General features: G+C 34.4%; 13 protein-coding genes. 5 read left to right on the top strand and 8 right to left on the bottom strand.

Annotated elements, in window-relative coordinates; genetic code table 11:
• Positions 1-9: 9 nt before the first annotated feature.
• A complete protein-coding gene (secG, locus tag OA86_RS13705) occupies positions 10-363 on the bottom strand; it encodes a preprotein translocase subunit SecG (protein ID WP_039354400.1) in 354 nt (117 codons plus the stop codon).
• A 202-nt stretch (positions 364-565) separates the two neighbouring features.
• On the opposite strand from secG, the gene OA86_RS15425 reads away from it, so the two are divergent.
• Both OA86_RS15425 and OA86_RS13695 read left to right on the top strand, forming a co-directional pair.
• Complete coding sequence (locus OA86_RS15425; RefSeq protein WP_052257536.1) at positions 566-2410, top strand: PAS domain-containing sensor histidine kinase; 1845 nt, start codon at positions 566-568, stop codon at positions 2408-2410.
• A gap of 15 nt (positions 2411-2425) precedes the next feature.
• Positions 2426-2791: a response regulator transcription factor gene (locus OA86_RS13695; RefSeq protein ID WP_039354399.1), complete on the top strand. Its 366-nt coding sequence runs from the start codon at positions 2426-2428 to the stop codon at positions 2789-2791.
• Positions 2792-2835: 44 nt separating this feature from the next.
• Here OA86_RS13695 and OA86_RS13690 read toward each other — a convergent pair whose 3' ends face one another.
• A complete protein-coding gene (locus tag OA86_RS13690) occupies positions 2836-3096 on the bottom strand; it encodes a hypothetical protein (protein ID WP_039354398.1) in 261 nt (86 codons plus the stop codon).
• Between the two features lie 164 nt (positions 3097-3260).
• Here OA86_RS13690 and OA86_RS13685 point away from each other — a divergent pair, with 164 nt between their 5' ends.
• A complete protein-coding gene (locus OA86_RS13685) occupies positions 3261-5591 on the top strand; it encodes an ATP-dependent helicase (protein WP_039354397.1) in 2331 nt (776 codons plus the stop codon).
• 100 nt (positions 5592-5691) lie between these two features.
• Here OA86_RS13685 and OA86_RS13680 read toward each other — a convergent pair whose 3' ends face one another.
• Genes OA86_RS13680 through OA86_RS13670 form a run of 3 tightly spaced genes read right to left on the bottom strand, consistent with a single transcriptional unit; the run spans position 5692 to position 7740 of the window.
• On the bottom strand, positions 5692-6585 hold the full coding sequence (locus tag OA86_RS13680) for a restriction endonuclease (protein WP_246008067.1): 894 nt from the start codon (positions 6583-6585) through the stop codon (positions 5692-5694).
• 2 nt (positions 6586-6587) lie between these two features.
• Positions 6588-6971, bottom strand: coding sequence for a DUF3037 domain-containing protein (locus tag OA86_RS13675; protein ID WP_039354396.1), 384 nt, complete (start codon positions 6969-6971; stop codon positions 6588-6590).
• Complete coding sequence (locus OA86_RS13670; RefSeq protein WP_039354395.1) at positions 6958-7740, bottom strand: HipA family kinase; 783 nt, start codon at positions 7738-7740, stop codon at positions 6958-6960. Before OA86_RS13670 ends, OA86_RS13675 begins: the two co-directional genes overlap by 14 nt.
• Between OA86_RS13670 and OA86_RS13665 the strand changes: the two genes are divergently transcribed.
• The gene (locus OA86_RS13665; RefSeq protein ID WP_126340438.1) at positions 7734-8084 is read left to right on the top strand and encodes a hypothetical protein; all 351 of its coding nucleotides are present in this window, start codon (positions 7734-7736) and stop codon (positions 8082-8084) included. The genes OA86_RS13670 and OA86_RS13665 overlap by 7 nt on opposite strands.
• 75 nt (positions 8085-8159) lie before the next feature.
• On the opposite strand, the gene rlmH is transcribed toward OA86_RS13665, so the two are convergent.
• On the bottom strand, positions 8160-8633 hold the full coding sequence (gene rlmH, locus OA86_RS13660) for a 23S rRNA (pseudouridine(1915)-N(3))-methyltransferase RlmH (protein WP_039354393.1): 474 nt from the start codon (positions 8631-8633) through the stop codon (positions 8160-8162).
• A gap of 30 nt (positions 8634-8663) precedes the next feature.
• On the opposite strand from rlmH, the gene OA86_RS13655 reads away from it, so the two are divergent.
• Complete coding sequence (locus tag OA86_RS13655; RefSeq protein WP_039354392.1) at positions 8664-9629, top strand: YihY/virulence factor BrkB family protein; 966 nt, start codon at positions 8664-8666, stop codon at positions 9627-9629.
• Between the two features lie 88 nt (positions 9630-9717).
• On the opposite strand, the gene nhaA is transcribed toward OA86_RS13655, so the two are convergent.
• Both nhaA and OA86_RS13645 read right to left on the bottom strand, forming a co-directional pair.
• Entirely contained in the window at positions 9718-10884 is a 1167-nt protein-coding gene (gene nhaA, locus OA86_RS13650) for a Na+/H+ antiporter NhaA (RefSeq protein WP_039354391.1), read from the bottom strand.
• 22 nt (positions 10885-10906) lie between these two features.
• The gene (locus tag OA86_RS13645) at positions 10907-13111 is read right to left on the bottom strand and encodes a RelA/SpoT family protein (RefSeq protein WP_039354390.1); all 2205 of its coding nucleotides are present in this window, start codon (positions 13109-13111) and stop codon (positions 10907-10909) included.
• Positions 13112-13409: the final 298 nt, after the last annotated feature.

Below are 13409 nucleotides of genomic sequence, written 5' to 3'. Positions count from 1 at the left end.
AAGTTGCTCTTAGTTTCCTGCAGGGAGAGGCGTTTTTATAGGAACTGTTGTGGTATTATTTGTCCCAGGTGCCGTTTGAGGAGCCGGAGCTTCTTTTTTCGCTGGAGCTTGTTGTAGTTTTGAACTTGGTTTTGCTGTTAAGATAACGCTTATCAGAATTAGAACAACGATGATTGCACCTAAACTCCAGGTTGCTTTCTCCATAAAATCATTCGTTCTCTGAACGCCAAACTGCGCAGAAGATGTTCCGCCAAAAGTTCCAGAAAGACCTCCACCTTTTGGGTTTTGTGCCATAACAATAATGATGAGTAAGATACTCGCAATCATGATAAGGATCATGAATAATGTAAATATTGTGTCCATTTTTATTTTAAAGTTTTCGAAGTGCAAATATAATCATTATTTTTAAATATTTATGACAAAGCGAGCATCAAAGCATAAAAATTCAATATAATTAGAAGCTTTTTTATTAAATTGATTATTCTAGAATTTTTTGAAGAGAGTTTAGGGTTTAATGATAAAATAATTAAGCTCCTTTTAACATAATTTTTTTAATTTCGTACTTATGAAAAAAATCCTGGAGAATACAATAATTCTAGAATCACTTACTTCACTATTCAGCCAAGCACCCGTCGGACTCGCTATATTAATGGGAGAGAATCTCGTGATCGAAAATGCGAATCAACAGGTTTTAGATTTTTGGCAGAAGGGAAATGAAATAATAGGTCTTCCATTGCTGGAAGCTTTACCAGAAATTGCGACGCAGGAATTTCCGACTATTTTAAATGAAGTTTTTGAAACAGGAGTTGCGTTTAAAGGCTCGAAGGTTAAAGCATTATTAGAAAAAGATGGCGTTTTAGGTGCCCGTTATTTTGATTTTATATATGCACCTGTTTATTCCGGAGATAAAATAATTGGTGTTTCTATAGTCGCCACAGAAGTTACAGACCAGGTTTTAGGTGAAAAGAAACTTCATGAGAGTGAGTTGCGTTTTAAAGAACTCATGGAAATTTCAGATTATTCTGTCGCTATATTTAAAGGCGAAGATTTGTACATTGAGTTCGCAAATGATCAAATGATAAAAAGTTGGGGTAAAACTCGGGCTGTAGTTGGTCAGAAGCTAGAAGAAGCAATTCCGGAGCTAGAAGGTCAACCATTTTTTCAGATTCTCCGTAATATTTTTCAAACAGGCGAACCTTATATTGCGACAGAAGACAAGGTTGATTTAGTAGTTGATGGTATTTTACAACAATTTTATTATAGTATTTCTTACCGACCGCTTCGCAATGCAGACGGCGAGATTTATGCTATTTTGAATATGGGATTGAATGTGACTGAATTAGTTGAGTCCCGACAAAAAGCGCAGAATGCAGTAAAAGAATACCGAGATTTGGCAGAATCAATGCCACAAATTGTTTGGACGACCGATAAAGAGGGAGTATTTGTTAACTTTAATGAAAACATGCTGAAGTTTCTGAATATTGAAAAAGATGAAATGCCAAATTTTGATTTTTCGAAAATTCTGAGTCCAGAAGATTTTGTCCAATTAAAAAGAGTCTGGGCAAAAGCCGAAGAAGAAAAAAGTAAATTTGAACTCGAATTGCGTTTCCTCGATATTAATATAGGCGAATATATTTGGTTTCTAAATAAAGCGACTCCCGTTTTTGATGAGGATAGAACTATAAAAAAATGGATAGGAACAAGTACCAATATTAACGATTTTAAAATTCTCGCAGCTCAAAAAGATACCTTTTTAGGAATTGCAAGTCATGAATTGAAGACTCCATTAACTTCTCTGAAATTATATGCACAAGTTTTAGAACGGATGTTGCGCAAAACCGGAGATGAAAAAAATGCAGAATTTGCAAAAAAAATGGATGTGCAGATCATAAAATTAACTTCACTAATCGGTGATTTGTTAGATGTTACAAAAATTAATTCAGGAAAAATTTATTTAAACGAAATTCAGTTTGATTTTGAAAAATTAGTGATAGACACTGTTGAAGAACAGCAATTATCAACCGATTTTAAAATTGAAATACATACTGAACAAGGAGGTATGGTTTTTGCAGATAGAGATCGTGTAAGTCAGGTTATTACCAATTTTATTTCCAATGCCATCAAATATTCACCTAATACAGAACATGTAATCGTACGGGTTGAAAGTGTTGAAAATGATGTTCAGTTTTCTGTTCAAGATTTTGGAATAGGTATTCCTGAAGACAAAAAAGACAAGGTATTTGAACAATATTACCGTGTGAGTGGCGACGAACAAACTACTTTCCCAGGATTAGGTTTGGGATTATTTATTTCCGCTCAAATTGTAGAACGTTCCAAAGGTAAAATATGGGTTAACAGTATTTTAGGAAAAGGATCCTCTTTTTGTTTTTCATTACCTGTTGTTGAATAGTAAAAAGTAAAAAAAATGAATTCAAAGAAAATATTCATAGTCGATGATGACGTTGCAATCCTGGATTCTTTAGGAACAATTCTAGATTTTGAAGGGTTTGAAGTAAATACCTTCTTACGCGGTTCCGAAATTTTCAAGGTGGTAGACGCAGATTTAAAACCAAATCTAATTCTTTTAGATATGTGGTTATGTGATGAAGATGGTAGAGAAATCTGTAAAAAATTAAAGGCGAACGAAAAGACAAAAGATATTCCGGTGGTTATCATGTCTGCAAGTAGAGGATTGGCAGAAACTGCTCTGCAATCGGGAGCAAATGCTTTTATTGCAAAGCCATTCGAAATTGATGAGATGATGAATAAACTTAATCAACTTACCGCATAAATAAAAAAAGACAAACCGAAAAGTTTGTCTTTTTTATTGAAGTTTTATACGCGAACAACTTCAAAATTAAAGTCGTGCGAAAAATTCAGCTGAAAGTTTGAATTTAATCTAAATCGCAGTTTCTTCGATATTTCTGTGAGATAAGATTTATTATCGAAAGATTTATCTTCTATAAAACTAGAAATTTTAGAATTCTCATTCGTTTTAATTCCGTTTTCATCAAACCTCAAAAATTCTAAGCCACATTTGGTATGAAGATTCTCAAGAAATTTAAGATCTTCAATAGATAGTATATTTTCTGACATTGTGCTTTTGTTATTATATTATTAATGCAATATTTACAAATATTATGCCTTTTCTTTTAGGTTTTAAGATTTATTTTTGAAAACTTTTTACTTTTCCTCAATGCTTATTTTGGAGTTCTTTTCTTTAAATTTTCCGTAAATTTGACACTCAATTTTTTATACGAATGGATTACTTAAAAGGATTAAATGAAGCACAATATGAAGCCGTAACCGCATTGGAAGGACCACTCATGGTTCTTGCAGGAGCTGGTTCGGGGAAAACGCGGGTCCTTACCATGCGAATTGCTCATTTAATTACCAACCTGGTTGATCCTTTCAATATTTTAGCGCTCACCTTTACAAATAAGGCGGCAAAAGAAATGAAAATCAGGATTGCGAAAGTGGTCGGCGACAGTGAAGCGCGAAGTCTTTGGATGGGAACTTTTCACTCTGTTTTTGCGCGGATCTTGAGAAGTGAAGCGCATTTTCTTGGTTTCCCTTCTAATTTTACGATTTATGATTCTCAGGATTCTTTGAATGTCATTAGAAAGGTATTGAAAGAATTGAACATAGATGCTGATCTTTACAAGCCAAAAAAAGTTCAGGCGAGAATTTCAAACTATAAAAATAATCTGATCACCGTTAAAGCCTACTTCAATAATCCAGAATTGATTGAAGCTGATGAGCGTGCAAACATGAAACAGATCGGTTTAATTTATCAGAAATATGTTGATGTTTGTTTCCGAAATGGTGCGATGGATTTTGATGATTTATTATTAAAAACCAATGAATTATTAACGAGATTTCCCGAAATTTTAGCAAAATATCAGGATAGATTCCGATATATTTTGGTTGATGAGTATCAGGATACCAATCATTCGCAGTATTTGATTGTAAAGGCTTTGGCGTCCAAATTTGAAAACATTTGTGTTGTCGGTGACGATGCACAGTCGATTTATTCCTTTCGGGGTGCGAATATTTTGAATATTCTTAATTTTAAAAAAGATTATCCCGACGCTAAAACCGTTTCCCTTGAACAAAATTACCGCTCTACGCAAAATATTGTGAACGCAGCAAATGTGGTAATTTCTAAAAACGTACAGCAGTTCAAAAAAAATGTGTTCAGTGAAAACGAAAAAGGGGAAAAGATAAAAGTCTACCGTTCCCTTTCTGATGCGGATGAAGCGAATTTCGTAGCCTCAAATATTTGGGAGATGCATAATTCTGCGCAGCGAAAATTTACCGATTTTGCTATTTTGTACCGAACGAACTCTCAAACACGAGCTTTTGAAGATGCATTAAGAAGAAAAAATATTCCCTATCGCGTTTACGGCGGATTATCCTTCTACCAAAGGAAAGAAGTGAAAGATCTGATCGCATATCTTCGACTTTTGGTGAATGAAAATGATAGTGAAGCTTTAACAAGAATCATTAATTATCCCGCTCGTGGAATTGGAGAAACCACTCAAAATAAATTGATCGTTTTTGCCGATTCTCAAAATATTTCTGTCACTCAGGTTTTAGATAATCTTGGGTTTTACGCGCCGAGAATGAGTTTAAATAACGGAATTCTAACGAAACTTTCAGATTTTTGGTCGATGATCAAAGCATTTCAGGTAATGTTGAAAACCGAAAATGTGTACAGCGTTACGATGGAGGTTGCGAAAAGAAGTGGACTCATTAAATTTTTGAAAGATGACCAAACTCCGGAAGGAATTTCACGCGTAGAAAATGTACAGGAATTAATGAATTCGATGCAGGGATTTCTGGAAGAACAGATTCAGTTGGATGATGGAGATGCGTCGCTTTCTAATTTTCTGGAAAACATTGCGCTTTCTGCGGATACTCAAACTGATAAAAACGACGATGATACCGATAAAGTTTCTTTGATGACGATTCACCTTTCAAAAGGTTTAGAGTTTCCAATTGTTCATTTGGTTGGTTTGGAAGAAAATTTATTTCCCAGTTTTATGAGTTCTTCAACCAGAGAAGAAGTTGAAGAAGAGAGGCGATTATTTTATGTGGCTTTAACGAGAGCTGAAAAGCAGGCTTTTTTTACTTATGCAATTTCGAGATTTCAGTGGGGAAAAATTACTGATGCAGAACCATCGAGATTTTTAAGTGAAGTCGACGCTCAATATTTAGAATTTATAAATCCTGCGATCGAAAGTAGATTTGTAAATCATTCCGGAATTACCTCCAATATTTTCGATGATCTACCGAGCGAACCGAGATTTTATAAAAAGAAAGAGGAGAAGAAAACGCTTCAGCGAGATGAGCCGGTTGCAATACCTCAAAATTTAAAACCTGTTGCTACGGCAAGGATCATTAATCCAAGCGGAAATTCTTCCCAAGATATTGAAGTGGGTGACAAAGTTCGTCACGACCGTTTTGGGGTGGGCGAAGTAATTTTTCTGGATGGTACAGATGCGCAAAACATTAAGGCGAAAGTGAAATTTCAGCATGAAGGCATGAAAAATCTAATTTTGAAGTTCGCCAAACTGACGAAGATTTAATTGATCACTGCATTGATTTTTACCATAAAACTTCATCGAAATCTGAAAGTGAATTAGCCGCAAATATTTTTATTAAGGTTGAGAAATAGATATAAAATAACTATTGCTCATAAAAGAAATCTTCATCTAATTGTTTGACTTCATAAATGTTCTTAATCTGAATTCCTACATTAAATTCGTACATCAAATCAACTAATTTGTTGCCATCAATTAAAATAATTTTGTGATGTGCATTTTTCGCTTTTTCAACTGCATGTAAATCAAACATAGAAGTTGTAACAAATACGCCTTTATTCGTGTCACCGCTCATCGCTCCAATAAAATTTCTAATATCTTTTTCACGCACTTTATTTTCAGAGAATCTTTTCGCTTGCATGTAAATCTTGTCAAGACCTAATTTATCTTCGTTGATAATTCCATCAATTCCACCGTCAGAAGATTTTGAGGTTTCAAAAAAATCACCATAACCCATCTTTTTTAATAGAATTAATATTACTTTCTCAAAATAGTAAGGATCGATCCCTTTCAATTTGCTTAACAGATCATTTTTGATTTCAAATTCAATTTGTTCGAATCCCTTATCTATTAAATCTTGAGGAGAAGCATTATCAATTTTTTCAATATTTATTTCGTGCGTTGATTTTGAGTTTTCTGGAATGTAAAAATTAATTTCGCCTTCCTCGCCAACAACAGTTTTTAGATCTAGTAAAGAATTTTGTTTTAATCCCTTTTCTGTTATTTGAACAAAACCTCTTTCAGGATAATTGATATAACCACCTTTTTTTAAATATGATTTTCCCCACGCAATTCTGTTATTGATTAATATTTCTCCGGATTTTGTTTTTTCTTTTAAAAATTCTTCTGGCAGATTTGAGTAAAATTTTTCAATTACAAGTCTTTGCATTTCACGACTATGAATTTTCTCTCCATTTTTTAATATTTCAAGAATTGGATTAAATGTTTCGTGGAATTTTGGTATTTCTGTAATCATCATTTTTATTTTACTAGTTCATTAAAAAGTCTCTCAAAAGTCCCATCCAAATCTTTCGTTTTCCCCGGATGTGGTCGAGAAGTTTGTACGACTGAACTTCTAACTGCAGTCAACCATCGAAATCTTTCCGGAATGTCAAGTTTTGCAATTTCTCCGCCATCTTTTGTACCGTTGGCAACTTTTTCAAAACTTTCCAGATTTTGCTGAATGTCTTCGAAATCCATTTTGCTGTGCATCAATTCAAATTTTTTCGGACAAATACTGAATTCAATTCGAATATATTTTTCTTTTTTCGAGAACATAACAAGACCGATGTTGAAAAATTCTTCTCTCTCCACCTTTGGAACCAAGCGTATTACAGCGTATTCGTATAATTTATCCTCTTGCATTTTGGGCTTCATTTAAAAAGATTTCTGAATTCGCTAATCGTGTTTTCAAGAACTGAAAATATATTTCTCTAATTTCTTCCGGATTTTCATCGGCATCGTTCCACTGCAACCAATCATCAGGAATTAGATTTACTAAACTGCGGAAAAATTCGTCGTTTAAATGTTCTTTTGCAAATTGATCTGCTTGAATGAGTTCACTGGCTTGTGAAAGCAAAACATGGTCTTTCACATATTTGAATGGAGTTTTTGCAGAAGCGTCAAAATTTTGCCAGGAATGATGAAAATAAAAAGAAGCTCCGTTATCGATGATCCATAATTCTTTGTGCCACATTAAAAGATTAGTATTCTTGAAAGTCCGGTCAATATTTGTAGTAAAAGCATCTAACCAAACAATTTTCGAAGCGAGTAGTGCATCAACTCTGATCGAAGAATCGTAAGCGATCGCACCGGAAAGAAAATGCAAACCTAAATTCAAACCTTCGGAAAATTTCAGCAAGTCCTGAATTTCTTCGTCGGCTTCCATTCTTCCAAAATCCACATCCAGATTGGCGAAAACGAGTTCCGGAATTTGAAGTCCTAATTTCAGGGCGATCATTCCACCCAATAATTCGGAGATCAGCATTTTCACGCCATGTCCGGCGCCGCGAAATTTCAAAACATATTTAAAATCGTCATCAGCTTCGGCAAGCGCAGGAAGAGAGCCACCTTCTCGCAAAGGCAAAATGTAACGCATCACCGTAACTGTTCGCAGAGATAAATCGTTTGTCATGTCGCAAAAATACAAAAAAGTGTCGGGTTTCGAGTTTCGTGGTTCGAGATGCAGGTTTTCTTTTTGCAGGTGATAGTATCAATTTTGCGTGTGGTAGTATTTACTTTGCGTGTGGTAGTATTTACTTTGCGTGTGGTAGTATTTACTTTGCGGATGGTAGTATTTACTTTGCGGGTGGTAGTATTCTCTTTGCGGGTGGTAGTATTCTCTTTGCGGGTGGTAGTATTCTCTTTGCGGGTGGTAGTATTCTCTTTGCGGGTGGTAGTATTCTCTTTGCGGGTGGTAGTATTCTCTCTGCAGGTGGTAGTATTCTCTTTGAGGGTGGTAGTATTCTTTTTGCTTAAAAAAGTTGTTCGTTTGCGGATAATATTTTAAAGATTAAATAGGTAAATTTTAAACTATCAACTATCAACTATATTTCAGTCGTTATGATAAGGTTTTCCCTGAAGAATTTGATCTGCTCGATACAATTGTTCCACAAAAAATAAACGGATCATCTGATGCGTAAAGGTCATTTTTGAAAGTGAAATTTTTTCATTGGCTCGTTCGTAAATTTCCTCTGAAAAACCATAAGCACCGCCAATAAAGAAAGAAAGCTTTTTTACGGAAGAGTTCATCCAGTGATCGATTTTAGCAGAAAATTCGCGACTCGTAAACTGTTTTCCTTTTTCATCCAGAAGAACAATAAAATCTGAATTTTCGCTTTGATTTAAGAACAATTTTCCTTCTTCTTTTTTTAATAATTCTGGTGAAAGATTCTTTGCATTTTTCACGTCGGCGATTTCTGTCAGATCAAAATTCCAGTGTTTCGGCAAACGATTTTGGTAATATTTAATGAGATTTTGAATTTCCTTATCATCGGTTTTACCAATACATACTAAATTGATTCTCATTTGTTATCTTTGTGTTGCAAATATAGATTAATGGGTCTGAAAACTCCTAAATTCCTTCTCAAAATACATGGATTTCTTAATGATATTCATATTCCTTTTTTAGGGATATCGCTTTGGGAAATGTTCGAAATTTATGGACAAGGTGTTTTTAAAATGCAGATTGGTAGAATCGCCGCAAGTATTTCCTGGAGTTTCTTTTTGAGTTTATTTCCGTTTATTCTTTTTTTACTTTCGCTTTTGCCCTATTTGCCTCACTACGACAAGCTTCAATTCTATATTTTCGAGGTTTTAATGCACAATGTCTTTCCGTCGCATATTCAAAATGATGTAACTGGTTATATCAAGGATTTTATTATTCCAAATATGAAAAATATTAGCAATCTGACCATTATTTTTGCGATGGTTTTTGCAGTAAATGGGACACATTCTTTAATTAATGGGTTTAATCTGAATACCAATTTACAACGCGGCGTTGTGAAAGAATATTTCGTTGCGTTCGGTATTACGATTGCTTTTATATTTTTGATAATCGCTTCATTGTTGGGAATATATTACAGTGAAGTTGTTCTGAAACTCTTCACGCCACAAATAAATATTTCCTGGTTGGTAGATAATATGGCGAAAATCATTGGATTTATTTCGTTCCCAATTTTCTATTTTATTTTGCTTGCTCTTTTTTATTGGGTGGGTTGTTTGAAGATCACTACATTCAAACAGGCGATGCCCGGAGCAATTTTAACTACTGTGCTATTTATGTTGTTGACGTATTTCTTTGCGATTTATGTAAAAGATTTTGCGAAATATAATGTGCTTTACGGTTCCATCGGTTCCATTATTTTGGTGATGGTTTGGGTAAATGTCAATATTATTTTAATTCTTCTGGGGAATGAATTGAACATTGCAATTAAGAAAGTGCGGGTAGAAAAAATGATTACAGATGAGATGAAATCGAATAATTTGGAATACGATTCTAAAGTTCTTCCTGATTTAGATTGAAGATGGTAAACCCCGCTTTGTCCTTATAAAATAACCATCAGATTTTGAGAATTATTATTTCAAAAGTTTCGAAGAATTGCAATCACGTTTATTCTCTGTTTAATCTTCTTTTTCCGACAAACTTTAACAAAGAATATCCGGAAATTCCTGCAATAATGGAAGCAACAAGAATCGCAAATTTCGCTTCATCCTGAATTTCGGGATGATTTTTAAAGGAAAGTAAAGCGATGAAAATTGACATTGTAAAGCCAATTCCGGCCAAAAGTCCGGCTCCCAACATTTGACTCCAGGAACTTTTATCGGGCAAACTGGATATTTTTAATTTAATGAAAATCCACGAAAATAAATTAATTCCTATTATTTTACCTAAAATTAATCCTAAGATAACTCCGTAACCGAAATTGCTGAATAACCCATCAACCATTCCTTCTTTAAATTTAATATTGGTATTTGCAAGTGCAAAAAGTGGCATGATCAGAAAATTGACCGGAATATGAAGCTTCTGTTCCAGTTTTTCGAGTGGTGAAATTTCGGTTGTCGAAATATTGGTAGGAATTGTAAATGCGAGCAAAACTCCCGCAATCGTAGCATGAATCCCAGAATGGTGCATAAAATACCAGAGAAAAATTCCTGGAATTAAATAAAAAATATGCTTTTTGAAATTGAGAAAATTTAAGATCGCTAAAATTGCCACCATCAAACCACTTAAAGCCAGATAATTCCAGTGAATTTGATCCGTATAAAAAATTGCGATGACCACGATTGCTCCCAAATCATCAACAATTGCAAGCGCTGCCAAAAATATTTTCAAAGAAAGCGGAACTTTTCGTCCCAACATCGAAATTATCGCCAAAGAAAAAGCAATATCTGTCGCCATGGGAATTGCCCAACCTTTTGCGTAATCTGTCCTGTAATTAAAGGCATAATAAATTAATGCAGGCACAACCATTCCACCAAGCGCCGCGACGATTGGTAATGAAGCACTTTTAAAGGTAGAAAGTTCCCCTTCGACAATTTCCCGTTTAATTTCTAAACCGACGAGCAGAAAGAAAATTGCCATTAAGCCATCATTAATCCAAATACTTAAAGGATAATTAAGATGAAAAATTTCGGTTCCAATTTTTTGATTTAATAATTCTTGAAAAGAAGCACCCATCGAGGAATTAGCAATCATTAATGATAAGCCTACACAAACAATTAATACAATACCGGAGGATTGTGAACTGTGGAGGAATTTTCTAAAATAATTGGTCATAACCTTGAATTTTTTTCTTTTTTTAAAGACGTTTTACACGAGAAACGCCATTGATATTTTTGAGTTGTTTAAAAGTTTCTTCAAGCTGACTTCTGTTTTTCACTTCGAGCGTGATGGTTCCCAAGAATATTCCGTTGTTAGATTCGATCGACATGCTTTTCATATCCATGATCATCGAATTACTGATGACTGCGGTGATATCATTGATCATTCCCATTCTGTCTAGACCTTCAATTTCAAATTTTATTCTGTTTTTGAAACTTTCTTCGTTCACCCATTTTGCGGGCAAAACTCTGTAATCGTATTGCGCACGAAGATTAATTGCATTTGGACAACTGTCGTGATGAACTTTTATACCATCTGAAATTGTGATAAATCCGAAAATTTTGTCTCCAGGAATTACGGTGCAGCATTTCGCAAAGGAGTAATTCATTTTCTGCTCATCTTTCCCAAAAACGATCATATCGAGATTGGTTTCGGGAGTTTCTATGAAAAGTTCGTTTTTGTTGGGAGACTTTCTGAACCGATTTAAAATATTGCCAAAAATTCCTTTTCCTTCCGTGTATTTTTTAATATCACCCGTATCTAAATTTCCATTTTGGAAACTTAAAAATAATTCCTGGGAAGTTTTCAGCGCAAAAAATTTCTGCATCTTATTGATCTCCTCGTCATTGAAATTCAATTTTGCATGACGCATTTTTCTTTGCAAAATTTCTTTTCCTTGTTCAACCAGGTGATTATTTTCGGAATTTAAAACTGCTTTGATTTTTGATTTTGCTTTTGAAGTTACCACAAAATCCAGCCAATCTACTTTAGGTTTTTGGTTTTGAGAGGACAAAATATCGATCTGATCGCCATTTTGCAGAACATAGGATATCGGGACCAACTTTCCGTTCACTTTCGCGCCAAGACATTTCATTCCCAGATCGGAGTGTACAGAAAATGCAAAATCGAGTGCCGTAGAACCAATCGGTAAAATTTTAATTTCTCCTTTTGGTGTGAAAACAAAAACTTCTTTGGAATAAAGATTAAGTTTTATATTATCTAAAAGTTCTGTCGTGGAAAGTGATTGCTGATTTTCTAAAACCTCGCGGATCTCTGAGACCCAGGTTTCAAAATTTTTCTCATCTGAATTTTGGCGAAAACCTTCTTTGTATTTAAAGTGAGCTGCAACGCCTTTCTCTGCAATATCATCCATTCGATCGGACCGAATTTGAACTTCGATCCATTTTTTATCGGGACCAAGAACGGTTAAATGCAGACTTTCATACCCTGTAGATCGAGGTTGCGAAATCCAGTCGCGCATTCTTTGCGGATTGCTGTGATAAAGATCTGTAACGATGGAATATATTTTCCAGGCGAGAAATTTCTCGTTCTTTGCGTCGGATTTATAAATAATTCGGATTGCGTAATTATCGAAAACTTCATCAAAAGTAACGCTTTGCTTCAGCATTTTTCTATAGATCGAAGAAATGGCTTTTGCTCTGCCTTTGATGGTAAAATTCAGACCTTCCTCGTTCAGCTGTTCTGAAACTTCTTTTTTGAATTCTTCGACATATTTTTCCCGGCTTTCTTCTGCGAGTTCTAATTTTTCAGAAATTTCGATATAAACTTCGGGACTGTTGAATTTTAAAGATAAATCCTCCAGTTCTGATTTAATGTTATAAAGTCCGAGCCGGTGTGCAAGAGGTGCGTAAATATAAACCGTTTCTGAAGCAATTTTTTTCTGCTTTTCTGGCGTCATACTATCCAGTGTTCGCATGTTATGAAGGCGATCTGCAATTTTTATTAAAATAACGCGAAAATCTTCGGAAAGAGTAAGTAAAAGTTTTCTGTAGTTTTCGGATTGAATTGATATATTCTGATGGTTCATCACCGAAATTTTGGTGAGTCCGTTGACAATATCTGCTATTTTTTTCCCAAAAATTTTATTGAGATCTTCATAAGTATAATCTGAATCCTCGATTACATCGTGTAACAAGGCACATGCAATTGAGGTTGCACCTAAGCCGATTTCGTTGGCAACTATTTTCGCAACTTCGATTGGGTGGTAAATGTAAGGTTCGCCGGTTTTTCTACGCTGATCTTTGTGTGCATCCAAAGCAATATCAAACGCTTTTCGGATGAGTTTATTCTGTTCCTCATCTAAAGCGCGATAGGTATTCGAGATCAAATCTCTGTAACGTGCGAGTATTTCTTTGTTTTCCTGTTCTAAATCGTAAACCATTCAAAATGCCAATTAAGACACGAAAATACGAAAATTTGAGTGATTTTATTCGGATTAATTTAAAATATTTTCGAGTATGAAAGTTGCTAATATGTCTATTTTCTGCACATCAATAATTGGAAAATGATGCGATTGATAATTTTAATCCTGGAAAGAAATGGTCATAATTTTAAAATAGAAAGCAATAAATGACTAAAGTATAATTATGAATATAATGTTAATTTTATCTAGAAAGCTTGTCGATACTGAAGTTTTATCGGGTAAATGCAATTCATTAAATAGTAAAATATAAACATTT

The sequence above is a fragment of the Kaistella jeonii genome (assembly GCF_000812865.1).
GTDB classification, from domain to species: Bacteria; Bacteroidota; Bacteroidia; order Flavobacteriales; family Weeksellaceae; genus Kaistella; species Kaistella jeonii.
Note: the sequence above shows the minus strand (reverse complement) of the source record. Positions and strands in the feature narration are given on the sequence as shown.